Below are 23,753 nucleotides of genomic sequence, written 5' to 3' on the forward strand. Positions count from 1 at the left end.
TATAGATTCATCGCCAAACACTGTTCGGGAGAAAAAATATGTTGATTGAACAGTTTATTTGTCGAGAAAACAATTTCGGTGTACTCCTTCATGATGAAAAAAGTGGTATGACAGCTGCAATAGATGCTCCTGAAGGCAAAGCGATTCACAACGCCTTAAAGCGCCACAATTGGACACTTAACACTATTTTTGTAACTCATCATCATCACGACCATGTAGAAGCCCTATCAGAATTAAAACAAGTTTACAACACTACGGTTATCGGACCAGAAGCAGAAAAAGAAAAGATTGATCATCTTGATAAAACACTTCAACCTGATGAAAGTTTTTCTTTTGGCTCACACCTTCTTTTAGCTCTTTCAACACCTGGTCATACTCTAGGCGCATTATCTTACTATTTTCCTGAAAATAATTTACTCTTTGCTGGAGATACACTTTTTTCATTGGGCTGTGGACGTCTTTTTGAAGGAACACCAGCACAAATGCTGAATTCTTTAAAAAAACTTCGTAAACTTCCTGATGAAACACTTCTCTATTGTGGACACGAATATACAAAAAATAACGCTCTTTTCGCACTAACAATTGACCCACATAATAAAAAACTCCACCAAAGAATAGAGGAAGTTTTTTTGCTACGTGCAAAAAACGCTATGACTTTACCAGTAACCTTAGGGCAAGAAAAAGCCACCAATCCCTTTCTCCGCTGGGATGATAGTGTATTGCGAAGAAACCTTGTAATGGAAGAAGAAACAGATGAAGAAGTTTTTGCTGAAATTCGAAGAAGAAAGGATAATTTTTAACCATGCTTAAGTTCGTATTACGTTTGTTCCTCCTTTTTCTTTTCGTGATACATATTCAACTAACAAGGGCAGAGGAAAAGGAAACAGATAATTCTTCTCTTATATCATCTCTCATTGCAAATTATCCCTTAACAGAAGATTTTCTTTTAAAGCTGGAAAAAATTGAAAAAGAATGTAAAAACTTACTTCCAGAAACAAAAAATAATCTTATAACTTATGATTCTAGTATCCACTCTAGTATTGAAAATTACACTACCTATATTTCTAGTAAACCAAAACTTGTAAATATTTTAAAAGAAAATAATATAACACCGAAAGATTTTGCTTCAGGAACCTTAGCTCTTAAAGAAATATCAACGCTTCTCATATTTGTACCTGAAAAGGAATATTCTACTGAGAAAAATACTATATTTCTAAACAATCTTGAATTTGTTAAAAAACATTTTTTTAAAGCGACAATTCTTTTAGATAGCTGCGAAAAACTCATTTTGAGCAACTAATCAGCTATGACACATTAAAAATATCATCCCATTAATCTAATAAAAAAGTCCGTGCATTAAAAATCACCGTGTTTTTATCATTCCTAATAATTGTGTTTATTTCGACTATATTTAACAAATGTTTTTATAAAAATAAAGAATAACAGACGAAAAAATATTTATTGAAATTCAAAAAAGAAAGGATAATTTTTAGTCATGTTTAAACTTCTTTTGTGCTTTTTCTTCATTTTTCCTTTTGCATCATACGCTCAAGAAAAAAAACAAGAAATAGATGATCTTTCTTTTATACCGCCTTTCATTGCAAATTATCCCTTAACAGAAGATCTTCTTTTAAAGCTGGAAAAAATCAAAATAGAATGTAAAAATTTATCTTCAGAACCAGAACAAATAAATAAAAAAAGTGACTTCAATACTTATAATGATAATATTGAAAAATACGCTGCCTATATTTCTAATAATCCAAAACTTGTGAATATTTTAAAAGAAAATAATATAACACCGAAAGAGTTTGTTATTGCTCACCTAGCACTTCAAGCGACATTGTATGTACTTACTGATGAAGAAAATTCTACTTATGAAAAAAACTTTTTACCTTCAAGCAATATAGAATTTGCTAAAGAGCATATGTATAGAATAATAAAAATTTTAAAAGATAACTGTTAAAAAAATCTTTTTAGAACAATTGATTAACTTTGTAAACGCCGACAAATTTCATCTAATTGTTCTAATGAAGAGTAATGTATTTTTAAATCTCCACCTTTTTTACCATGTCGAATAATAACTTTCATTCCTATCACATCTGCAAGTAATTTTTCTAAAGATTTTGTTTCAGCATCTTTCTCCGTATTGGTACGCTTTTTAGTTTTAGGATTAGCTTGCTCATATGCAAGTATTTCTGTTTGACGTACTGAAAGCCCTTCACGAATAATTTTCTCAGCTAAATTTTGTGGATCATCAACGGTTATAAGACAACGTGCATGACCTGCAGAAAGTTGTCCATCAGTTAAGAATTGTTGTACTTTTTCTGGAAGTTTTAACAAACGAAGCGTATTTGCAACATGACTACGACTTTTTCCTATAACTTGCGCTAAATCTACTTGCGTATAATCATGTTCATTTAGAAGCATCTCATATCCCTTTGCTTCTTCGATAGGATTAAGATCTGCACGTTGAACATTTTCAATAATTGCCAATTCCAAAGCCGTTTTATCGTCCACATCACGAATAATAACGGGTAATTGACTTAAATTTGCACGTTGTGCTGCACGCCAGCGCCGTTCACCCGCAATCAATTCAAACCGATGAGGATGATCTCTTAAAGGCCTCACAATAACCGGTTGAACCACACCGTGTTGACGAATTGATTGTGTCAAATTATCAAGCTCTGTTTCAGTAAAATGACGCCGAGGATTGTGAGGATTACATGAAATAGATTCAATAGAAATAAATTGCTCAGAAAGACTACCGGATTCATTTAATTTATCAAAGCTTGATGAACGTGCAATATTGTTGTTTAAATTGATATCTCCAATCAATGCCGCTAATCCACGTCCTAGTCTTTTTTTTGATAGATCATCGTTCATAATTTTGCTCTTTGAGTTTTCTTACAAAAAATTTTACATTTTTAAGCAGCAGCACGTGCTTGTTTTTCACGTTGAATCATTTCTGATGCTAGACGCAAATAAGCTTGGCTCCCAGCACATTTAAGATCATAAAGCAATACAGGTTTGCCAAAAGAAGGCGCTTCTGATACTCTTACATTTCGTGGAATAACAGTACGATAAACTTTATCTCCCATAAAAGAACGAACATCTTCAACAACTTGATTTGAAAGGTTATTACGTCCATCATACATTGTTAAAACAATACCTTGGATCTCTAAAGATGGATTAAGTACGGATCGCACTTGTTTTACTGTTTCAAGTAATTGACTTAAACCTTCAAGTGCTAAAAATTCACACTGCATAGGCACTAAAACAGAATCCGCAGCCCCCATAGCATTAAGTGTTAAAAGATTAAGGGAGGGAGGACAATCAATTAAAATATAATTGAATTTTTTTTCCATTTCCGGATCATCATAGAGAGCTTTACGTAAGCGTTGTATGCGATCTTTTGATGAAGAAATTTCCATTTCCACACCTAAGAGATCAAGTGTAGAAGGAACTATATAAAGATTGGGTACGGCTGTTTTTAAAGCCGCCTGTGTAATTGAAACGCCCGAAACCAAAACATCATAAGAAGATAAAGGACGGCTATTACGATCAATCCCTAAACCTGTACTAGCATTACCTTGTGGATCAACATCCATAATAAGGACATTTTCACCAATAGCCGCTAAAGCTGTAGCAAGATTAATTGCTGTGGTTGTTTTTCCGACTCCACCCTTTTGGTTTGCAATAGCGATAATTCGTGTTTCGCTCATTTTGCTCTACCCTCTATATGATCGAATATGAGAAATTTCCAAAATAACAGAATTTTCATCAACTTTACTTTTATGTTTTAACAGATCAAAGTGCCAATTGGCAGAGGCATTTTTTATTTCTGTAGCGTAATCCCGACCTTTTTGCAAAAGAGCTATTGTTTTTTCTGTTAATAAAGGAAAAATGAGTTGTAAAAGAGTATCAAGCGGCGCTAATCCCCGTGCTGTTATAATATCAGATATGGGAATTTTTTGATATATATCTTCAATTCTAGCGTGATAAACCGTTGCTGGAAGATTAAGTTGAGCAATAACTGTTCGCAAAAAAGCAACTTTTTTCCCATTACTTTCAACAAGATTAATATGTCCTGATTTTTTTTCTTTCAAAAAGATAGCAATCACAATTGCAGGAAAACCTCCTCCTGATCCTAAATCACACCAATGTAAAGAATGAGCATACAAAGGAAAAATTTGTGCTGAATCTAGAATATGTCGTGTCCATAGATCTGGTATAGTTGTAGCAGATATCAAATTAATATGTGCATTCCACTGAAGTATTAAAGACTCAAACTGAATTAAATTTTCCATCGTTTCACGTGAAACAGAAGGAACAATATTTAATAATTGTTGATATTTTTTTTCTGTAGAAAAATTCATTAAGCTGTTTTAGCCTTTTCACGTCGTTGACGTTGAATATGTGTAATAATAAGCGATAACGCGGCGGGTGTCATGCCATCAATTTTTTGTGCATCAGCAATTGAACGCGGCGACACTTCTTGAATTTTTGATTTAAGTTCATTTGAAAGACCTGAAATTGCCTGAACATCGAGAGAAGAAGGAATTTCTAAACGCTCATCTCTCTGAAGAGAGGCAATATCTTGTGCTTGTTTATCTAAATAAACCGCATATTGTGCTTCAATTTCTAAAGATTCTGCTGTTTTAGAATCAATTGTTTTTAATTGTGGCCAAAAATCTGAAAGACGCTCTAAGGTCATATGAGGATAAGCAAGAAAATCATAAGCCGAACGCCGAATTCCATCATGATTAACATGTAATCCATGAGCAGAAGCTTCATTGGGTGTTAAAAAAAGATTTTGACATATTGATCGTGCTTGATCAAGCCGTTGTTGTTTTTTCTGATAACATTCCCAACGTATTTTACTCACAATACCCCATTTTTGTGCCAAAGGTGTTAAACGCGTATCAGCATTATCAGATCGTAAAGATAAACGAAATTCAGCACGTGATGTAAACATCCTATAAGGTTCACAAACACCACGTGAAACCAAATCATCAATCATAACACCAATATAAGCAGTAGAACGACTTATAAGTATTTCATCTAATTTACCTACTTTACGTGCAGCATTTAATCCAGCTAAAAGTCCTTGTGCTGCTGCTTCTTCATATCCTGTTGTACCATTAATTTGGCCTGCTAAGAACAAACCCGGTAAAGAACGTAATTCTAAGTTTCTTGTTAATTGTTGTGGATTAACAAAATCATATTCAATAGCATAACCAGGTTGCAAAACTATAGCATTTTCCAATCCTTCAATGGTTTTCAATAGAGAAATTTGTACATCTTCAGGAAGAGAAGTAGAAAGACCATTTGGATAAACAGTATCATCATTTAATCCTTCTGGTTCCAGAAAGATCTGATGTCCATCACGTTCTCCAAATTTAACAATTTTATCTTCAACAGAAGGACAATAACGTGGTCCTAACCCTTCAATACTTCCAGAATATAAAGCAGAGAGATAAATATTCTCGCGAATAATTTGATGTGTTTTCTCATTTGTACGTGTTATTGCACATTCAATTTGTGGTTGTTCAATTTTCTCTGTTAAAAGAGAAAAGGGTATGGGATTTTCATCTGCTTGTTGTTTTTGGAGAGCTTCCCAAGCAATTGTTTTTTTACTCAAACGAGCAGGGGTTCCTGTTTTTAATCGTCCAAGTTTTATATGATATTTTTTCAAATGTTCAGCAAGTTTTACACTTGACTGATCTCCCATACGACCAGCAGCCCATGTTTTATTACCAATATGAATAAAGCCATTTAAAAACGTACCTGTTGTTAAAACAACAGCACCAGAAAAAATTGTTCCTTGTTTTTTTAAAATAACACCTGATACACAATTATCTTTAACAACCAGATCAATAACTTCATCCTCAATAAGAGTAAGATTTTCTTGTTCTTTTAATAATTTTTGAATTGCTTTTTTATAAAGTTGTCTATCTGCCTGTGTCCGTGGTCCTCTTACTGCCGGTCCTTTACGTCTATTAAGTAGTCTAAACTGAATTCCAGCAGCATCCGCTGCTCTTCCCATAAGACCATCTAACGCATCTATTTCACGAACTAGATGCCCTTTTCCAAGTCCACCAATAGCAGGATTACACGACATTGTTCCCAGTGCTGATATTTTATGTGTAACAAGCGCTGTTTTGGCTCCTACACGTGCTGAAGCTGAAGCCGCTTCACAGCCAGCATGACCACCACCAACAATAACAACATCATATGATTGCATTTAATTAATTCCGTAGAAAATATTCTAAGGTTTCACGTGAAACAGGATATAAATTACATAATCTTTATAATCTGTCTATGAAATAATCAATGTTTCACGTGAATCATTATTTACCAACACAAAATTCTGAAAAAATAATATCAAGCAAATCTTCAATATCAATATCTCCTGTAATTTTCCCAAGAAAATCACTTGCACAACGGAGATGTTCTGCACGTAAACTGAGATCAAGAGAATGATAATTAAGAGAAAATTCAATCTCTTTAACAGCCTCCTTTAATAATTGAAGTTGCCTTTTACGTGCTGGAACAATATTTCCAATTTCAGAAGCACGATGATGACAAAATAATTCAAGTTCTTTTATAAAATAATCAAAATTTAAACCAGTTAATGCGGAAAATTGTATAGACCAACGCTGATCATTTTTTTCATAAAGATCAAGCTTATTGCCAACACACCATATTTCAGCCGATGTTTCTGGTAAATCAACTTGCTTAGGATTTCCTATATCATAAACCAAAATAACCAAATCAGCTTCCCTAACATGCTGTTTAGCAATTTCTATTCCCATCTGTTCTATTTTATTTTCTGTTTTTCTAAAACCAGCAGTATCGGTTAAAAAAACAGGTAAACCACCAAGAATAATTCTCATTTCTAAAGCATCACGGGTTGTTCCTGCTTCTTCCGTTACAATAGCAACAGATCTTCCTGAAAGACGATTCATAATGCTTGATTTTCCAGAATTTGGAGCACCAGCAATAACAATTTTTAATCCATCACGTAAAATACTCGCACGTTCTCCTTCAGTAATATATTCCCGAATAGAAGTACAAAGATCCTGAACATCTTTCCAAACTTTATCAGATATTGCGTTGGGAATATCTGCTTCATCAACAAAATCAAGTTCTGCCTCAATAAAAGCACGCGCCTTCATAAGCTTATGACGCCAATCACGATAAAGCGTCGTTAAATGTCCACTTGTACCCATAACAGCTAAACGCCGTTGGCTTTCCGTTTCTGCTTCTATTAAATCAGCAAGACCTTCTGCTTGAACAAGATCTAATTTTCCTTCCATAAAAGCACGACGTGAAAATTCACCTGCTTCTGCAATACGGCATCCAGAAAATGTCGACAATTCATCGAGAAAACGATTAACGACTGCTTTTCCTCCATGTAAATGGAATTCTGCACAATCTTCCCCCGTAAAACTATGAGGAGCAGGAAAAAAAACAGTTAAACCAGAATCTAAAAAACTACCATCACGAGCAGTAAGATTTCCATAATGCATAAAACGTGCTTTAGGTAAACGACCACAAAGCGTTTTAACTATATCCACAACATGAGGACCAGAAAGCCGAATGACTGCAACCCCTGAAGGTAACAATCCACTCGAAACAGCAAAGATTGTATCCACAGGTTTTATCCTAATAAAAACTTTAATGACTCTACGTATTCATTGAATCAAAAAATTCACTATTGTTTTTTGTTTGCTTTAATTTATCAATCAAAAATTCAATTGCATCTGTTACATTCATAGATGCTAAAATACGACGAAGAACAAAAATTTTGTGTAAATCTTGTCGTTCTACCAGAAGTTCTTCCTTACGCGTTCCTGACTTTAAAATATCCATAGCAGGGAAAATACGTTTATCAGCAACTTTTCGATCAAGAACAATTTCCGAATTACCTGTTCCTTTAAATTCTTCAAAAATAACCTCATCCATACGACTTCCTGTATCAATCAAAGCCGTTGCAATAATGGTTAAAGATCCGCCTTCTTCAATATTACGTGCTGCACCAAAAAAACGCTTTGGACGCTGGAGGGCATTTGCATCCACACCACCTGTTAAAACTTTACCTGAAGAGGGAACAACTGTATTATATGCACGCCCAAGACGTGTAATAGAATCGAGAAGAATAACAACATCACGCCCATATTCAACGAGACGTTTGGCTTTTTCAATGACCATTTCTGCCACTTGTACGTGACGTATTGCAGGTTCATCAAAAGTAGAAGAAACCACTTCTCCTTTTACTGAACGCTGCATATCAGTAACTTCTTCTGGTCGTTCATCAATTAAAAGAACAATGAGATAACATTCAGGATGATTAGTGGTAATAGAATGAGCAATATTTTGAAGTAAAACTGTTTTTCCCGTCCGAGGAGGAGCTACAATTAACCCTCTTTGTCCTTTTCCCAATGGAGATATCAAATCAATCACGCGTGATGACATATCTTTCTCTGTAGGATCTTGTATTTCCATTTGGAAACGTTCATTTGAATAAAGAGGAGTAAGATTATCAAAGTGGATTTTATAACGAATCTTTTCAGGTTTTTCGAAATTAATTGTATTAATTTTAAGGAGAGCAAAATAACGTTCTCCCTCTTTTGGACTGCGTATGGGACCTTCAATTGTATCGCCTGTTTTTAAAGAAAACGACTGTATTTGTGCAGGTGAAAGATAAATATCATCAGGACCAGGAAGATAATTAGCATCAGCAGATCTCAAAAATCCAAATCCGTCCTGTAAAACTTCAACAACACCTTCTCCTATAATTTCAACGTCTTGTAGAGCAAGTTTTTTCAAGATAGCAAACATTAATTCTTGTTTGCGCATAAGGGAGGCATTTTCAACTTCTAATGTTTCAGCAAAAGAAACAAGCTCAACGGGATTTTTGCTTTTAAGTTCTTGTAGTTTCATTTTTTGCATGAAATATGCTCTTTGTAATTAAGGAGAAGATTGTTCTAAATAATTTATGGAAATTTATGAGTGAAATATTATTAAGAAAAAATATCCTACACTCAATTTTTTTAATCTGCAAGTACCATTTATATGAAATTTGTTCCTGTAATATTAAGTAATTATATGAAAAACTTGAAAAAATATAAAATCCAAATAGTATTTAATTATTTTAATAACAAAAATGTGAGTTAGGATTATAGCATTAATGAAATGCTATTCAAAAGTATTTTTTACAGAAATTTATATTAATAAATTTATATTAAAGAAAGGATTATTCTTATTTATAACTGTGTTTAGTGTGGATTATTATTTATCCTCAATTTTATCCACAAAAGGAACTGAAAAAAGAATAAAAATATCACTATCTTAAAGATATTATCCCCTCTTTTTTTATAAGAGGGATTAAATTATCACAAGCATTTAATTTGTGCATAAAAAAGGAGAATTTTTCATAAATTTTAGTTTTATAAAAAACGGTGAGGATATATACACATGTCTTAACAAGGAGTTAAAATTTTTGTGACAAAAGAAAAAAAATTCTTTCATTTACACATGCTTTCTGATGCAACAGGAGAAACATTAATTTCTGTTGGAAGAGCTGTAGCATCGCAATATGCAATGATTCAGGCAACAGAGCATATCTATCCTATGATTCGTAATAGAATACAGTTACAGAAAGCTCTTGATGAAATACAACAAGAGCCAGGTATTGTTCTTTACACAATGATTGATGAAGAACTTAAACTACTCCTTCAAAAAAAATGCAAAAAAATAGAAGTTCCCTGTATTGATATATTGCATCCTGTTTTAAATGCTTTTCAGTCTTACCTTGGAATGCCAACACATTTACGTGCGAGCGCACAACATGATCTTAATGCAGATTATTTTCGCCGTATTGAGGCACTGGATTTTACAATAGAGCATGATGATGGACAGTCTTCCAGTAGCTTATCCGAAGCAGATGTGATCCTTGTGGGAATTTCAAGAACCTCTAAAACACCAACAAGCATCTATTTAGCAAATCGCGGAATAAAGACGGCTAATATTCCTCTTATTCCTAATATTGATTTGCCAGAATCCCTTTTAGAGGCAAAAAATTCTTTAATTATTGGTTTAATTGCTTCAGCTGAAAGAATCTCACATATTCGTCAAAATAGAGATTTAGGAGAAGGTTTTGCTCTTGATAATTATACTAATCGTATCAACATAGCTGAAGAATTAATCCATGCAAAACGCATTTGCGAACGTTTTGGTTGGCCTATTATTGATGTCACAAGACGTTCTATTGAAGAAACTGCTGCTGCAATATTTGAACTGTTATCACGATTTCGTGAAGGAAATGAGAGAAAATTCTCATGAACGCAGATACTTTAATATTAGCATCTCTTAGTTTTTATCGTGCAAAATTATTAAAAAAAGCAGGCTTAAATTTTTCCATTGAAGGAGCTTCTTTTGATGAAAGAGAAGTAGAAAAAAAAGCAAAAGAAAAAACACCTAAAGAACTCAGCTGTTTTCTTGCGAGCGCAAAAGCAAAAAATGTTTCAGATCGTTTTCCTGATGCTTTCGTTATTGGTTGTGATCAAGTTCTTGATTTTGAAGGTCAAGTTTTTCACAAAGCAACAAATATTAAAGAAGCACATCAACGTTTATGTGAATTATCAGGAAAAACCCATTCTCTTCATAGTGCGGTAGCTTTATTTAAAAATGGTCAAAAAATTTGGGTTGAAGCTTTTAGTGCACATATGTCCGTCCGTTTACTCTCATCAGAATTTATTGAACGTTATTTAGCACGCGTAGGAAAAGATGTTTTAAACAGCGTGGGAGTATATCAAATTGAAGGAGAAGGAATTCATCTCTTTGAAAAAATTGAAGGAGATTTTTTTACCATTGTTGGTTTACCTTTGCTGCCTCTACTCATAAAACTGCGCCACTTAGGAATTATTGATGGTTGACTTAACAATAAAAAAAACAAATTATCCGCGTGCTTTTGTTGTTGGTTCTCCAATTCATCATTCAAAATCGCCAAGAATTCACAATTTTTGGCTTAAACAATATGGTTTACAAGGAGAATATCTTGCACAAGAAGTAACATCTGAAGAGTTCAGTCATTTTATTGCGTCTTTACAAAAAATAGGCTTTTGTGGAGGAAATGTTACTTTGCCTTATAAACAAGAAGCTTTTCGTTTAGCAGATTATAAAGATGAGAGAGCAACAATGATTGGTGCTGTTAATACACTTTGGTATGAAGGAGATAAGCTTTGTGCCACGAATAGTGATGCCTATGGTTTTAGCGCTAATCTTGATGATTTTGTATCTGATTGGGGAGGGGAAACAGCTCTTGTTTTTGGAGCAGGTGGTGCCGCACGCGCTATCATATATGCCTTAAAAAGACGCGGATTTGAACAGATTTATTTAATTAACCGTACAAAACAACGTGCTGATAATTTAGCTCAGCATTTTGGAAAAATCATTAAAGTTTACGATTGGCATAAAATCCATGAAATACTTCATCAAGCTGATTTGATTGTTAATACAACCTCTATTGGCATAAAAAGTCCAGAAGAAAAAAGTGATTCTTTTTTTTGCGATTTTCATAAAGCAAAAAAAACGGCATTAGTAACAGATATTATTTATACACCATTGATAACTCCTTTTTTACAACAGGCAAAGGCTTGTGATCTCAAGACGGTTGATGGACTTGGGATGCTTCTACATCAGGCTGTTATAGGGTTTGAACAGTGGTTCGGAATAAGACCACAGGTAACAAAAGCGTTACGGACAGCTATTTTAGAGGATATGAGTGAAAAAAGAGAATGAAGATCATAGGATTAACGGGATCAATTGCTATGGGAAAATCAACAGTTGCTGATTTTTTCAAGCAAGCGGGTATTTCTGTTTTTAGTGCTGATGAAGCAGTACAACAGCTTTATAAAAGTGAGCCAGCTTTGTCATTCATAGAGCGTATTTTTCCTGGTGTGGTTGAAAACGGAGAAGTTAACCGTTTGAAACTTTCTGAAATTTTGATTGATGATAAGGAAAAATTACAAACATTAGAAAAAATAATTCATCCTTTGGTGCAAGAAAAAGAAAGGGAATTTATTGATATAGCGCGTGAACAAGGGAAAAAATTAGTTATTCTTGATATTCCACTTCTGTTTGAAAAAAATGGTGAAAGTCGTGTGGATAGCGTTATTGTTGTTTCTGCTCCACCAGAAATACAAAAAGAACGTGTAATGATTCGCCAAGGTATGAATGAGAAAAAATTTGCCTTTATCAACGCTCAACAAATGCCAGATGAAAAAAAACGAGAACGTGCTGATTTTATTATTGATACAGGGAAAGATTTAGAGAATACACGTCAACAGGTTTTTGATGTGATAAAAAAATTGCTAAAGAATTAAAATTATGCGTGAAATTATTTTTGATACAGAAACAACAGGTTTAGATAAAGAGAAAGATCGCATAATCGAAATTGGTTGTGTAGAAATGGTTGATCGTTATCTCACAGGACGCCAATTTCATGTTTATTTAAACCCTGAAGGCGTTATTATTCCTGATGAAGTTGTAGCAATTCACGGATTAACCAATGAACGCTTGAAAAACGAGAAAAGTTTTAGTGATATTGTTGATGAATTTTTGGAATTTATCAAAGACGCGACAATGATTGCGCATAATGCGAGTTTTGATATTGGTTTTATTAATGCAGAATTAAAACGCGTCAACAAACCGCTTATCAGTGTTGATAATATTCTTGATACATTGGCTATGGCGCGGCGTAAATTTCCTATGGGTCCTAATTCTCTTGATATTTTATGCAAACGTTTTGGAATTGATAACAGCCATCGTGTTCTTCATGGTGCTTTGCTTGATGCAGAGATTCTAGCCGATGTTTATATTGAGCTCATCGGTGGAAAGCAAGGTGTATTGGGTTTTGATAACAGAAGGGATGTTGATGAACATATCCAAAACGATAAAGATACATCTTATGCCGTTAAAATTCGCCCACAGGCTTTACTTTCAAGATTGAGTACGCAAGAAAAAAAGTTACACGCTGATTTTATCTACAAAATGGGTGAAAAAGCTCTGTGGAAAAATTTCAAAATTCATGAATAACATCATCTTTTATCTAAAAGAGTCACGATTGAAATTAAAGAATATCGATGTCAAAAAAAACGGTCGTTGTGGGGAGGGGAACACCACAACGACCCTGTCGCTACATCGTACCTCAGCTATCATAGGAGGAGCAAAATGAAAGCTATTAATCCTGTAACAGCAAAGAAAAGCTCTAGGTACTTAATATAAAGTGCAACGACTTCACGTCTTATGAAGAGAAAAAATGGCTTTTTAGAGGCAAAGTGAAAAAATATATAAGGGTAATTTGTTTTTTTAGCTGAAATGGAGAAAAAATTGTCATGAAAGCAACAGATCATCTTTTTTTGGTTGACGGATCAGGCTATATTTTTCGTGCTTATTATGCTTTGCCGCCTTTAAAACGTAAAAAGGATGGACTTCCTGTAGGAGCAGTAGCTGGTTTTTGCAATATGTTATGGAAATTACTTTGTGATGCTCGTAATACAGCTACGGGTGTTGTTCCAACACATTTTGCTGTTATTTTTGATTATTCATCTGATACTTTTCGGAAACAAATTTATCCTGAATATAAAGCGAATCGCGTTGAACCTCCTGAAGATCTAATTCCTCAATTCGCGCTAATACGCCAAGCAACGAAGGCTTTTAATTTGCCTTGTATTGAAAAGGAAGGCTTTGAAGCGGATGATTTAATTGCTACCTATGCAAAGTTGGCAACAAAGGTTGGGGCAAAAACAACCATTATTTCTTCCGATAAGGATCTTATGCAACTCGTAAATACGCATGTATCTTTGTATGATGGAATGAAAGATAAGCATATAGGTATCTCAGAAGTTATAGAAAAATGGGGTGTTGCGCCTGAAAAAATGATTGATTTACAAGCATTAATTGGAGATTCAACGGATAATGTACCGGGTATTCCAGGCATTGGTCCAAAAACTGCAGCTCAGTTGTTAAATGAATTTGGTTCTCTTGATCTTCTATTGCAAAACGTAACAGAAATTAAACAAACAAAACGACGTGAAAACATTCAAGCTTATAGAGAACAAGTTAAAATATCTCGTGAACTTGTCAGGCTTAAAACAGATGTTCCTATAGATAATGATTTAGATGATTTTATTTTGGAGCCACAAGATGGTCCACGTTTAATTGCTTTTTTGAAAGCGATGGAGTTTTCAACATTAACGCGTCGCGTGGCAGAGGCAACAACATGCGATGCAGCTGTTATTGACGCACTTGATATAAATGTTGAATGGGAAAAACTAAGCCCCAGGAATGATTCTGATATCAGGCATGATTCTGATATCAAGAATACTGAGCGCGCATCCCTTCATAATTTTTCTGAAAATTCTCCACAAGTTTTTGCACAAGAACGTAAAGATCAAGCGCTGACTCAAAAAATTACAAGAGATGCTTATACAACAATTCTTGATGAGGAAATTTTAAAAGACTGGTTATCACAAGCACAAGAGCAGGGTTTTTTCGCTTTTGATACTAAAACAACATCTCTTGATCCGATGCAAGCAAAGCTTGTTGGTTTTTCACTCGCATTACAGCCGGAAAAAGCAGCTTATATACCTCTTGAACATTTTGATGAAGGAGAAGAGGACCTTTTGAGGGGCGGGCGCATTGCTTCACAGATTGGGGCTCGAAAAGCTTTAGCACTTTTAAAACCGATATTAGAAGATTCAGCGGTGTTAAAAATTGGTCATAATATAAAATATGATTGGTTGGTGATGAAGCAATACGACATTATGATAAGCTCTTTTGACGACACCATGCTTTTATCATATGCTTTTGATGCTGGAATGTTAACCCATAATATGGATGATTTGTCTGAACGTTGGCTTAAGCATAAACCAATTGCCTATAAAGATTTAACGCATAACGGGAAAAAAATTACTTCTTTTGCACAAGTAGATTTAAAACAAGCAACCCTTTATGCGGCGGAAGATGCTGATATAAAGCTACGTCTTTGGCAAGTATTGAAACCACAACTTGTTGCTCGTGGAATGACAAAAATTTATGAGCGTCTTGATCGACCTCTTGTAGAAGTTCTTGCAAGAATGGAAGAACGGGGGATTCTTATTGATAGGCAGATTTTATTGCGTCTTTCAGGAGAGTTGGCACAAGCTGCTTTGATTCTAGAAGAGGAAATTTACAAACAAGCTGATGAAAAGTTTAATCTTGCTTCGCCAAAGCAATTAGGGGATATCCTTTTTGGCAAAATGGGATTGCCTGGAGGCGCTAAAACAAAGGGTGGACAATGGTCAACTTCTGCACAGACCTTAGAAGAGTTGGCTGCTGAAGGTCATATTTTACCGCGTAAAATTATTGAGTGGCGTCAACTTTCAAAGCTAAAATCTACCTATACAGATGCCTTGCCTTCTTATATTTTTTCAAAAACAGGGCGAGTTCACACGAATTATTCTTTGGCAATAACATCAACAGGTCGGTTATCATCATCAGAGCCAAATTTGCAAAATATTCCAGTGCGAACTGCTGAAGGACGTAAAATTCGAACAGCTTTTATTGCTCCCAAAGGACATGTGTTACTTTCTGCTGATTATAGTCAGATTGAGTTGCGCATTCTTGCACATATTGCGGATATAAAAGCATTAAAAGAAGCTTTTGCTAAAGGGCATGATATTCACGCTATAACGGCATCACAAATGTTTGGTGTTGCGATAGAAGGAATGCATTCAGATATACGACGGCGTGCAAAAGCGATTAATTTTGGTATTATTTATGGTATTTCAGCTTTTGGATTAGCCAATCAGTTGGGAATTTCACGCCAAGAAGCGGGTCGTTATATTCAACTGTATTTTGAAAGATTTCCAGGAATTAAAGATTATATGGAGAAGACCAAAATCTTTGCACGTGAAAATGGTTATGTAGAAACAATTTTTGGACGTCGTATCCATTATCCAGAAATAAAAGCAAAGAATGTAAAAATTCGTTCTCTTAATGAGCGGGCAGCTATCAATGCTCCAATTCAAGGTTCTGCAGCCGATATTATTCGCCGCGCTATGATACATATGGAAGATGCTTTAAAAGCAGAAAAACTATCAGCAAAAATGTTGCTGCAAGTTCATGATGAACTGATTTTTGAAGTACCAGAAGAAGAAAGTAAAAAAACCATGACTGTTGTTAAAAATGTTATGGAAAATGCTACAATACCGGTTCTATCTTTATCTGTCCCGCTTGAAGTAAAAGTTATGACGGCTCAAAATTGGGATGAGGCACATTAATTTTTTTATTTATTTTTAAGAATATTGATTGCGTTGGAAAGATTAAGATAGGCTTTGATAGGCAAATGATCTGAAGCAATGCGTGCAAGTGGTGAATAATGATTTTCAATACTTGTTACCAATTGGTGGGGAAAAGAAAAAACTCTATCAAGGGCTAACAAAGGAAAACGAGAGGGAAAGCTTGGTACAACTTCAAAAGTGCTATCAAAATAGGGAAAAAAATGATTTAAAGATGAGCCTTTTCCCATTCGCCATTCATTAAAATCTCCTATGAGGAGTGTAGGCATAAGGGGGCGTTTTTGGAAAATTTCAAGGAGCATTTTTGTTTGTTGTTTACGAGAGTAACGTAATAAGCCAAAATGAGCCGCAATAATACGAATAGGTCCTGCTGCCATTTCCAACTCTACAATTACAGCCCCACGTGGTTCAATACTAGGAAGAGTGACTTGTAAAGTATCACGTACATATCCCTTTCGCAAAAAAAGAGCATTCCCATGCCAACCATGGCCATGAGGTGACATAGTATTAAGAGGTACAGGAATCAAACCGGTTTCAGCTTTTAATAGCTGAAGATTAATCAAACCGATGCGTTCCCCAAAACGTTTATCTGCTTCTTGAAGAGCAAGGATATCAACTTGTAATTCAGTAATAACACGGACAATTCTTGTAGGATTAAAAACTTTATCAACACCTACACATTTATGCACATTATAGGAAGCAACGGTCAGATCATAATTACTATTTTGATTGACGATGTTTGATTGATGATGAGAGCGGCTGTGAATTGTATTTAAAAAGGAGCTATGGAGTTTTTGTTGGATAAAACCGGTAAACCAAGGGAATTTTTGCTTATAAGGGATTTTTGTCATTTTGCGAAAAGAATAGTTTCTAAGAAGCAGAAGGTAAAGATTTACACTAAAAACAAAAGAACCTTGTTTCTTTTAGAAACAAGGTTCTTTAATTAAGTAATGATTTTTGCAATCAATCACGATTTGAGCCAAGAAACTGTAGCAAGAAGACAAACATATTGATGAAATCAAGATAAAGATTCAGCGCGCCCATAATAACTTTACGTCCTCTGGTATCGCTTTCATCTCCTTCATAATACATCAACTTAATGCTCTGGGTATCGTAGGCTGTTAAACCAGCAAAGATAAAAACACCAATCACAGAGATAGCAAACTGCAAAGCGCTTGATCCAAGAAAAATGTTCACAATCATGGAAAGCAACAAGCCGATCAATCCAATGAATAAGAATGAACCGATTGCTGTGAGATCACGCTTTGTTGTGTATCCATAAAGTGAAAGAGCTCCAAAAGTTGCGGCGGAAATGACAAAGGTTTGCACAACACTTTCTGTCGTATAGCGCAAAACGATTGAAGACAGTGAAAGACCAACCAGAGCAGCATAACCAAAAAAGAGACTACGAGCAGCATTTGTGCTCAATGTATTAATTTTAAAACTGAGAAATAAGACTGCTATGAGTGGTGCAAACATAACAATATAAGAGAATGGCGATGTATAAAATGTTACTCCAAATGGTGTTAGATAAACACTGCTATTGATTTGAGCTGCTGCTTGGCTCATATCTGTTGTCGTTGCTAATGATACAATTGCATAAGCGGCAGCAGCTGTAATAAGCAAACCAATGGCCATTGCATTGTAGACACCCAACATATAGTCGCGTAATCCCTGATCAATTGATGCATCGGCATGAGAAGCAGGTGCCGAACGTAAATCTTTAAAATTAGCCATAATATAAAATCCTTTAGCATATGTTCTGTCAGATATAGGGCTTTAAAGGTGTCTCTGTCATTACACAGATAAGCTTGGTATAAGCCTTAATTGGGCAAATACAAAAACCCTTAAGAATCACTGACAGAATTCCAGCATATATGCTCTTATTATGGAGATTTATTTAAAAATTACAAGAGATTTATATGAAGAAGGAACCTTACAAATTGGTAAGGAAATAGTTCATTTTAATAAAAAATATTTCCATTTTTTGCCATATTTTTGCAAGATAAAAAGACGACACTTAAAAACTTTTCTATTTTCACAAAAACTATGTAATACAATCCCTTATAAAATATTCACTATTTTTGCGTTTATGAGAAGAGCGGCAAGTATCATCACACTATTTTCAACCTCTAATATTGCATCTGTTTTGCACGGTTATAAGAGCTATTGAATTGGATTTTTATATAATATATCGATGTATAATGATAAATTGTCTTTTTGAATGCTAAATGATACTCCGAATATCGCAAGATTCTCTGGTTGAAAATCTGTTCATATTAAATCAATCAAGATTATTGACTTGCTTGTGTCTTGCAAGAGACATGGTTTTAATGGATTCAACATGAACAGATTCCAAATAAAAGAGATTTAGGATAGTAAGGGCTTTTATTCAATATGAAAAACGGTAATTTATATTTATAATCAATATGTTGCTTTAACAAGACACTATTGAAAATAGTTGAAAAAATGTTTTTTATTAAACAATATATAAAATAAAAAAGGAGAGTTTTTAAACGAAGCACTTAAGAAAGGCTCTGTAAAATCGATATCTGTAAAAACTAAAAAACATACGAAAAGCAATTGTTCTAATCAAATAAACAGAACTTCAAATGCTGTGAAATGTCTCCTCAAAAATTGTGATGTAGGACACATGGATAAAAAATATTGATTCTATTTGAGTTCATTTCTTTTGCACTAACTAAGTGTAGAAATGTAAAGTTGAAAAGAAAGTAAGATCTTATAGTCCTATGAAGAGAAACACGTGAAATGACGAGCAACAAGAATTGATTAAGAGAAATCAATGCGTAATCAGACTTGTGATGGTCAATAATCTCTGTTTTCTAAGGCACTGAACATATCAGTGAGAAGATGTACTATTGGAATGACGCCTTGCTTTCATCCAAGTACGCAATTCTTCAATAAGGATGGCAATAACACCGAGAGTGATAAAACTATCTGCAAGGTTGAAAATAGCAAAATAAAAAATATCATCAATATGAAAAAGTATATAATCAGTGACATGATGAAAGCGAATACGATCAATGAGATTGCCGATGGCTCCCCCAATAATAAGAATAAGGCCAAAGCGCATTAAAGACTTATTATATTCAGTATTTTTCCATAACCATAGAAGAAAGATAATCACAATGATCGTGATGGCGATGATTCCCCACTGAGAAAAGGAAGAAAAAAACGAAAATGCAATGCCAGAATTGCGCACATGATAAAGGGAAAGAAAAGGAATAAGCGAAATTTCTGTTCCTAAAGGCATATTGTGCATAACCCAGTATTTGACAGCTTGATCAAGTACTACTGTAAAAGCCAAGCCCAAGAGAAGAAAAGGGAGTGATTTACGAATCATGTTTTTCCTCACATGGTTCCAGTATTAAATAGGGGCGACGGATTTCATAAAGCATAACAGCTGTTGCTACAGCTAGATTAAGCGAGTCTGCTCGTCCGCTTTGTGGAATACGCGTAAGTTTATCACACCGATTCGTAAGAAGATCTGATAATCCCTGTTTTTCATTCCCCATTAAAAGAATAATAGGGCCATTTTTGAAGTCAAGTGTGCGATAATCCATAGAACCTTTGAGGTGTGTTCCAACAATCATACCTTTAAAGTGAGAAGACCAGTTTAAAAAGCCGTTTTCATCAAAACGATAAAGTGGTACAGAAAAAATAGATCCCATGGTTGCACGGACTGTTTCAGGCGAGAAAGGGTCTGTTGTCTCGCCAATTAAAATAACACCTTTAGCACCTACAGCATCAGCGGTTCGAATAATGGTACCAAGGTTTCCAGGATCACGTACACGATCAAGCGCGATGTAAACATCTTTAATCTGCCCTTTTATCATTTCAAAAGAGTGCCATTTTTGCTTGAAAATACCAATAACTGTTTGTGGATTATCGCGTCGGGTAAGTGATTCCATAACCTTTTGTGAGGCTTTAATAACAAAACCACCGTTGGCTACAGCACGTGCGGCAGTATTTTCGATAGTAGCATTACCGATTTCACTTTTAGAAAAAATAAGCGTCTGTATTGTCCAGCCAAGATTGAGAGCATCAATGACCAATTTCAATCCTTCTGCCATGAAAAGACCTTCTCTATTACGGTTTTTCTTTTGGCTAAGTGCTTTAAGATTTTTTATGATGGGGTTGCTAAGAGAGGTAATTTCTTTCACTCTACCAGTTTTGGGTCTACACATATTCAAGCAATCCAACGGCTAAAAAGAGAAGTAGAAAGAGCACGTCCTGCAACTTCTTCACGCAAAATAAGTTCTCCTGATTCGACCGTACCACCAAGATTTACAAATGCATCACGCATTAAAGCATGAAGTGCAAAGAAGGAAGCACGAATAGAATAAGCTGTAAGGACAACAGAGAGCGGTTTATCAGAGAGAAGTTTACGACAATTTGTGATCATGGCGGGTAAATGATCAAACAGTTGCCAAATTTCACCATGGGGTCCACGCCCATAAGCAGGGGGATCAAGAAGAATCATATCATAGCTTTTCTTACGACGCAGTTCACGCTCGACAAATTTCATAGCATCATCGCAAATCCAGCGAATAGAATGATCTGGTAATCCTGCTCTTTCTTGATTAGCTTTTGCCCACGCAATGGCTTTTTTAGAAGCATCAACATGGGTAACATTCGCACCCGCTCGTGCTCCAATCAAAGAGGCAATACCTGTATAGCCAAAAAGATTCAACAATTTTATAGGGCGTTCGGCTTTAACAATTTGTTCTTCCATAGAGCGCCAATGGGCATCTTGTTCAGGAAAAACCCCCACATGACGAAAGGAAGTAAAACGGCCTAGAAAAGACAATCCATTCCAAGCAAGAGCCCATGTTTCATCAAGTGGCTTTTTAGGAAAATGCCAACGCCCAACCCCTTCTTCATCAAGGTTTCCTGTGAAAATAGCATCAACATCAGCCCATTGTTTTTGTGGTAAAGCCGGTTTCCATAGTGCTTGACCTTCTGGTCGAATAATGCGGTAAGCTCCATAACGTTCTAATTTTTGTCCATGACCAGAATCAATGAGAGCATAGTTTTCGCTTATACCCGTTTCTAAAATAAGGGGCAGCTTTTCCTGCGGATATCTATTGTTATGGGAGAATTGAAAGCATTGTGCGGGCATGTTTTGTATCACGGTATATGAGGTATAAAAATATATTATAAAGCTCTTAAATGTTTCGTAAAAGTGCAAAAAAGCTAAAGTCAATTAAAACATGTATAAAAAAGAAAAAGAGCACTTTTAACTCTGTACTGAATATAGAATACAGAGAGAAAAGATTTCATTTAAATACCATTACACCAGATTTGTGATAGATGTTTTCAATTTTTCAATCTCGGCTTTACTTTTTTTGAGAGCTTTTTTGTATTTGTGATAGGAAAACCAACTGATCAGATTTCCTAATAAAATACCAAAACCAAAGAAAATAAAGAGCCATATAAAGAGGGGAGCATGATAAGTAAAACTTTCAGGATTTGCTCGAAAAGGATCAAGGGTTAACGGAACCATTTGACGATTAGCCACGATAAAAACAATCAAAACCGCTGCGAGAATCACACCGATACTTGTTAGAAGAATACGTTTAATTATCATAAGTTTCTCACTGATTAAGACGGTCGCGTAAATCCTTGCCAGTTTTAAAAAAAGGAATCCACTTTTCTTCAACAGAAACGGCTTCACCTGTTCGTGGGTTACGTCCATTACGGGCTGAACGGCTTTTTACAGAAAAAGCTCCAAATCCACGAAGTTCAACGCGATTGCCATTTGCAAGTGCTGTTGCAATTTCCTCAAAAATAGCGTTTACAATATTCTCCACATCCCGTTGAAAAAGATGCGGGTTATGACGAGCGATAATTTGTACAAGCTCTGATTTTACCACAATAGCCTCACTTTCACACAAAAAAATTTTGTAATTGTGCACTCCATGCATATTACAATATATAAACGGATAAAAGCAAAATAAAATCAAGAAAAAACAAATTGCAAGAAACAAAATTTGAAAATACCTTCTATAAAGGGTATACAGATTAAAAATGCGCAGGATTTAAGAGATCAGGAGAGTATGTCCGTACACAATCATTATAAAGCCTTTTCAACGCAATCATCTTTTGGAGATGTTTTAAAAAAAGCATCCCGTCATTCGCGTCGCATTAGCATATTAAAAATTTTTTTACCTCTCTTAGCGTTGATTTCAGCGCTGGTTTTTTGCTGGTTTACGTTTTTCTTGGTTCCCGTTACTTCTGATTCTATGCCTTTGAATAATGGAGAAAGTGGCGTGATGAATTTGACGATGCTCAATCCAAAATTAGAAGGGTATACGCGTGCTCATGAACCTTATTGGCTTAAAGCAGAAAAGGCATTTCAAGATCATACCCACGCTGGAATGATTGGGTTGCAAAACATTACAGCTAGAGCATTTATGGGCCAACAACGACAGGTTTTTCTCGTCGCACAAGGGGGGGTTTACGATAACATTAATGGTTTTTTACAGTTGGATAAGCCATTCACGATTACGACGAATGATGGGATGATGGTACAATTTATGTCAGCTAGTATTAACTTATCCGAGGGACAGTTAAAAACAGATCAACGTGTTAATATTCAGCAAGCCGGTTTGAATCTTGCCGCAAACGCCTTACAAATTCGAGAAAAAGGAAAAAACATATATTTCCATGGTGGTGTGCATTTAGTGCTTCAAAAGCAATAACGCAATATCAATACAAATCTTTAAAGGATATTTATAAAGAGAAGTATGTGTATATACAAACAGAAGAATTGAAATAATGAAATCGTACAAAAGATGGATAGGTGTGATGTTAGCTTTTAGCATGGGAATGTTAGGAGAAGGAGCAGTTTTAGGATATGCTGAAGTGGCTCATTTTGGAATAAGTCTATCAAGCGACAAAGAACCGGTAGAACTTCATGCAGATTCTTTGGAAATACGTGATAAAGAAGGGATAGCGCTTTTTAAGGGTGATGTTTCAGTGGTACAAGGTGAACGTCTTTTAAAAACGGCAAAATTAGTTGTTTACTACGATAAAGCATATAAAGAAATTGATAAAAACAAGGAAGATACAAAGGCATCATCTGTTTCTTTATTTGGTTCGTCGAGTATACAAAAAATGGAAGCTTTAGGAAAAGTTTATATAAAAATTGCTACGCAAGTTGCTACGGGTGATAAAGGCGTTTTTGATGGAAAGTCAAAAATGATGAGTTTGACAGGGAATCATGTTGTGTTAACTGATGGTGATAATGTGGCAACGGGGTGCAAACTAACGGCAAATATGGAAAGCGGAAAGGCTTTTTTAGAAGGTTGTGAGACGCCTAAGAAAAAAGGTCGTGTTTCTATTATTTTAAAACAAAATCAAAAGAATGGCCATTAAGATTTC

Annotated in this window: 24 protein-coding genes; 11 read left to right on the top strand and 13 right to left on the bottom strand. The window is 35.1% G+C overall.

Going from position 1 to position 23,753, the window contains the following annotated elements; translation table 11 throughout:
* Nucleotides 1–38: 38 nt before the first annotated feature.
* The 3 genes from gloB (at nt 39) to ACFINW_RS01060 (ending at nt 1,963) form a co-directional block, all read left to right on the top strand.
* Nucleotides 39–800, top strand: a complete 762-nt coding sequence (gene gloB / locus ACFINW_RS01050; RefSeq protein WP_375629105.1) for a hydroxyacylglutathione hydrolase — start codon at nt 39–41, stop codon at nt 798–800.
* A 2-nt stretch (nt 801–802) separates the two neighbouring features.
* Nucleotides 803–1,300, top strand: a complete 498-nt coding sequence (locus ACFINW_RS01055; protein ID WP_375620898.1) for a hypothetical protein — start codon at nt 803–805, stop codon at nt 1,298–1,300.
* Nucleotides 1,301–1,495: 195 nt separating this feature from the next.
* Complete coding sequence (locus ACFINW_RS01060; protein ID WP_375639857.1) at nt 1,496–1,963, top strand: hypothetical protein; 468 nt, start codon at nt 1,496–1,498, stop codon at nt 1,961–1,963.
* Between the two features lie 23 nt (nt 1,964–1,986).
* On the opposite strand, the gene ACFINW_RS01065 is transcribed toward ACFINW_RS01060, so the two are convergent.
* The 6 genes from ACFINW_RS01065 to rho all read right to left on the bottom strand — a co-directional run bounded on the left by ACFINW_RS01065 (nt 1,987) and on the right by rho (nt 8,955).
* A complete protein-coding gene (locus tag ACFINW_RS01065; RefSeq protein ID WP_375639853.1) occupies nt 1,987–2,883 on the bottom strand; it encodes a ParB/RepB/Spo0J family partition protein in 897 nt (298 codons plus the stop codon).
* Between the two features lie 41 nt (nt 2,884–2,924).
* Nucleotides 2,925–3,722: a ParA family protein gene (locus tag ACFINW_RS01070; RefSeq protein ID WP_273790170.1), complete on the bottom strand. Its 798-nt coding sequence runs from the start codon at nt 3,720–3,722 to the stop codon at nt 2,925–2,927.
* Between the two features lie 6 nt (nt 3,723–3,728).
* Complete coding sequence (rsmG, locus tag ACFINW_RS01075) at nt 3,729–4,376, bottom strand: 16S rRNA (guanine(527)-N(7))-methyltransferase RsmG (RefSeq protein WP_375639849.1); 648 nt, start codon at nt 4,374–4,376, stop codon at nt 3,729–3,731.
* The gene (gene mnmG / locus ACFINW_RS01080; protein ID WP_375612766.1) at nt 4,376–6,244 is read right to left on the bottom strand and encodes a tRNA uridine-5-carboxymethylaminomethyl(34) synthesis enzyme MnmG; all 1,869 of its coding nucleotides are present in this window, start codon (nt 6,242–6,244) and stop codon (nt 4,376–4,378) included. The genes rsmG and mnmG overlap by 1 nt, the downstream gene beginning before the upstream one ends.
* Before the next feature lie 106 nt (nt 6,245–6,350).
* On the bottom strand, nt 6,351–7,658 hold the full coding sequence (mnmE, locus tag ACFINW_RS01085; protein ID WP_375673664.1) for a tRNA uridine-5-carboxymethylaminomethyl(34) synthesis GTPase MnmE: 1,308 nt from the start codon (nt 7,656–7,658) through the stop codon (nt 6,351–6,353).
* Between the two features lie 31 nt (nt 7,659–7,689).
* Nucleotides 7,690–8,955, bottom strand: a complete 1,266-nt coding sequence (gene rho, locus ACFINW_RS01090) for a transcription termination factor Rho (protein WP_015857121.1) — start codon at nt 8,953–8,955, stop codon at nt 7,690–7,692.
* A gap of 552 nt (nt 8,956–9,507) precedes the next feature.
* Between rho and ACFINW_RS01095 the strand changes: the two genes are divergently transcribed.
* From ACFINW_RS01095 to polA, 6 genes are all read left to right on the top strand, one after another.
* On the top strand, nt 9,508–10,347 hold the full coding sequence (locus ACFINW_RS01095; RefSeq protein WP_375632115.1) for a pyruvate, water dikinase regulatory protein: 840 nt from the start codon (nt 9,508–9,510) through the stop codon (nt 10,345–10,347).
* Nucleotides 10,344–10,940, top strand: a complete 597-nt coding sequence (locus tag ACFINW_RS01100) for a Maf family nucleotide pyrophosphatase (protein WP_375611343.1) — start codon at nt 10,344–10,346, stop codon at nt 10,938–10,940. Before ACFINW_RS01095 ends, ACFINW_RS01100 begins: the two co-directional genes overlap by 4 nt.
* Nucleotides 10,933–11,805 (top strand): shikimate dehydrogenase, encoded by an 873-nt coding sequence (locus ACFINW_RS01105; protein WP_375629126.1) that lies wholly within the window; start codon nt 10,933–10,935, stop codon nt 11,803–11,805. Before ACFINW_RS01100 ends, ACFINW_RS01105 begins: the two co-directional genes overlap by 8 nt.
* Nucleotides 11,802–12,389 carry a dephospho-CoA kinase gene (coaE, locus tag ACFINW_RS01110; protein WP_375612770.1) on the top strand — a complete coding sequence of 196 codons (588 nt, stop codon included), beginning with the start codon at nt 11,802–11,804 and terminating at the stop codon, nt 12,387–12,389. Before ACFINW_RS01105 ends, coaE begins: the two co-directional genes overlap by 4 nt.
* 4 nt (nt 12,390–12,393) lie before the next feature.
* The gene (gene dnaQ / locus ACFINW_RS01115; protein WP_375639824.1) at nt 12,394–13,101 is read left to right on the top strand and encodes a DNA polymerase III subunit epsilon; all 708 of its coding nucleotides are present in this window, start codon (nt 12,394–12,396) and stop codon (nt 13,099–13,101) included.
* Nucleotides 13,102–13,400: 299 nt separating this feature from the next.
* A complete protein-coding gene (gene polA / locus ACFINW_RS01120; protein ID WP_375673666.1) occupies nt 13,401–16,328 on the top strand; it encodes a DNA polymerase I in 2,928 nt (975 codons plus the stop codon).
* A gap of 5 nt (nt 16,329–16,333) precedes the next feature.
* Here polA and ACFINW_RS01125 read toward each other — a convergent pair whose 3' ends face one another.
* The 7 genes from ACFINW_RS01125 to ihfB form a co-directional block, all read right to left on the bottom strand.
* Complete coding sequence (locus tag ACFINW_RS01125) at nt 16,334–17,197, bottom strand: endonuclease/exonuclease/phosphatase family protein (protein WP_375620887.1); 864 nt, start codon at nt 17,195–17,197, stop codon at nt 16,334–16,336.
* A gap of 112 nt (nt 17,198–17,309) precedes the next feature.
* Nucleotides 17,310–18,083, bottom strand: a complete 774-nt coding sequence (locus ACFINW_RS01130) for a Bax inhibitor-1/YccA family protein (protein ID WP_375611347.1) — start codon at nt 18,081–18,083, stop codon at nt 17,310–17,312.
* Between the two features lie 1,123 nt (nt 18,084–19,206).
* Entirely contained in the window at nt 19,207–19,710 is a 504-nt protein-coding gene (lspA, locus tag ACFINW_RS01135) for a signal peptidase II (protein ID WP_375611348.1), read from the bottom strand.
* Nucleotides 19,700–20,554, bottom strand: coding sequence for a TrmH family RNA methyltransferase (locus ACFINW_RS01140; RefSeq protein WP_375639815.1), 855 nt, complete (start codon nt 20,552–20,554; stop codon nt 19,700–19,702). Before ACFINW_RS01140 ends, lspA begins: the two co-directional genes overlap by 11 nt.
* 2 nt (nt 20,555–20,556) lie before the next feature.
* The gene (locus tag ACFINW_RS01145; protein ID WP_375620886.1) at nt 20,557–21,489 is read right to left on the bottom strand and encodes a class I SAM-dependent methyltransferase; all 933 of its coding nucleotides are present in this window, start codon (nt 21,487–21,489) and stop codon (nt 20,557–20,559) included.
* A 171-nt stretch (nt 21,490–21,660) separates the two neighbouring features.
* Nucleotides 21,661–21,957 (bottom strand): lipopolysaccharide assembly protein LapA domain-containing protein, encoded by a 297-nt coding sequence (locus tag ACFINW_RS01150; protein ID WP_273790185.1) that lies wholly within the window; start codon nt 21,955–21,957, stop codon nt 21,661–21,663.
* Nucleotides 21,958–21,964: 7 nt separating this feature from the next.
* The gene (gene ihfB / locus ACFINW_RS01155; RefSeq protein WP_273790186.1) at nt 21,965–22,243 is read right to left on the bottom strand and encodes an integration host factor subunit beta; all 279 of its coding nucleotides are present in this window, start codon (nt 22,241–22,243) and stop codon (nt 21,965–21,967) included.
* 183 nt (nt 22,244–22,426) lie between these two features.
* On the opposite strand from ihfB, the gene lptC reads away from it, so the two are divergent.
* Complete coding sequence (lptC, locus tag ACFINW_RS01160) at nt 22,427–23,071, top strand: LPS export ABC transporter periplasmic protein LptC (RefSeq protein ID WP_375611351.1); 645 nt, start codon at nt 22,427–22,429, stop codon at nt 23,069–23,071.
* Between the two features lie 76 nt (nt 23,072–23,147).
* Nucleotides 23,148–23,747 carry an LptA/OstA family protein gene (locus ACFINW_RS01165; protein ID WP_375639809.1) on the top strand — a complete coding sequence of 200 codons (600 nt, stop codon included), beginning with the start codon at nt 23,148–23,150 and terminating at the stop codon, nt 23,745–23,747.
* The last annotated feature ends 6 nt before the right edge of the window (nt 23,748–23,753 follow it).

This window comes from Bartonella sp. AA18HLJMS (genome assembly GCF_042197245.1).
Classification (GTDB): domain Bacteria; phylum Pseudomonadota; class Alphaproteobacteria; order Rhizobiales; family Rhizobiaceae; genus Bartonella.

What these genes read in the sequence shown, in the direction of transcription:
- ACFINW_RS01140 (WP_375639815.1), bottom strand. Translation starts at nt 20,554, where the DNA reads ATGTGTAGACCCAAAACTGGTAGAGTGAAAGAAATTACCTCTCTTAGC.
- rsmG (WP_375639849.1), bottom strand. Translation starts at nt 4,376, where the DNA reads ATGAATTTTTCTACAGAAAAAAAATATCAACAATTATTAAATATTGTT.
- ACFINW_RS01130 (WP_375611347.1), bottom strand. Translation starts at nt 18,083, where the DNA reads ATGGCTAATTTTAAAGATTTACGTTCGGCACCTGCTTCTCATGCCGAT.
- ACFINW_RS01100 (WP_375611343.1), top strand. Translation starts at nt 10,344, where the DNA reads ATGAACGCAGATACTTTAATATTAGCATCTCTTAGTTTTTATCGTGCA.
- lspA (WP_375611348.1), bottom strand. Translation starts at nt 19,710, where the DNA reads ATGATTCGTAAATCACTCCCTTTTCTTCTCTTGGGCTTGGCTTTTACA.
- ACFINW_RS01150 (WP_273790185.1), bottom strand. Translation starts at nt 21,957, where the DNA reads ATGATAATTAAACGTATTCTTCTAACAAGTATCGGTGTGATTCTCGCA.
- ACFINW_RS01065 (WP_375639853.1), bottom strand. Translation starts at nt 2,883, where the DNA reads ATGAACGATGATCTATCAAAAAAAAGACTAGGACGTGGATTAGCGGCA.
- dnaQ (WP_375639824.1), top strand. Translation starts at nt 12,394, where the DNA reads ATGCGTGAAATTATTTTTGATACAGAAACAACAGGTTTAGATAAAGAG.
- ACFINW_RS01060 (WP_375639857.1), top strand. Translation starts at nt 1,496, where the DNA reads ATGTTTAAACTTCTTTTGTGCTTTTTCTTCATTTTTCCTTTTGCATCA.
- ACFINW_RS01145 (WP_375620886.1), bottom strand. Translation starts at nt 21,489, where the DNA reads ATGCCCGCACAATGCTTTCAATTCTCCCATAACAATAGATATCCGCAG.
- coaE (WP_375612770.1), top strand. Translation starts at nt 11,802, where the DNA reads ATGAAGATCATAGGATTAACGGGATCAATTGCTATGGGAAAATCAACA.
- ACFINW_RS01125 (WP_375620887.1), bottom strand. Translation starts at nt 17,197, where the DNA reads ATGACAAAAATCCCTTATAAGCAAAAATTCCCTTGGTTTACCGGTTTT.
- ACFINW_RS01165 (WP_375639809.1), top strand. Translation starts at nt 23,148, where the DNA reads ATGAAATCGTACAAAAGATGGATAGGTGTGATGTTAGCTTTTAGCATG.
- rho (WP_015857121.1), bottom strand. Translation starts at nt 8,955, where the DNA reads ATGCAAAAAATGAAACTACAAGAACTTAAAAGCAAAAATCCCGTTGAG.
- ACFINW_RS01105 (WP_375629126.1), top strand. Translation starts at nt 10,933, where the DNA reads ATGGTTGACTTAACAATAAAAAAAACAAATTATCCGCGTGCTTTTGTT.
- gloB (WP_375629105.1), top strand. Translation starts at nt 39, where the DNA reads ATGTTGATTGAACAGTTTATTTGTCGAGAAAACAATTTCGGTGTACTC.
- polA (WP_375673666.1), top strand. Translation starts at nt 13,401, where the DNA reads ATGAAAGCAACAGATCATCTTTTTTTGGTTGACGGATCAGGCTATATT.
- mnmG (WP_375612766.1), bottom strand. Translation starts at nt 6,244, where the DNA reads ATGCAATCATATGATGTTGTTATTGTTGGTGGTGGTCATGCTGGCTGT.
- lptC (WP_375611351.1), top strand. Translation starts at nt 22,427, where the DNA reads ATGTCCGTACACAATCATTATAAAGCCTTTTCAACGCAATCATCTTTT.
- ACFINW_RS01055 (WP_375620898.1), top strand. Translation starts at nt 803, where the DNA reads ATGCTTAAGTTCGTATTACGTTTGTTCCTCCTTTTTCTTTTCGTGATA.
- ACFINW_RS01070 (WP_273790170.1), bottom strand. Translation starts at nt 3,722, where the DNA reads ATGAGCGAAACACGAATTATCGCTATTGCAAACCAAAAGGGTGGAGTC.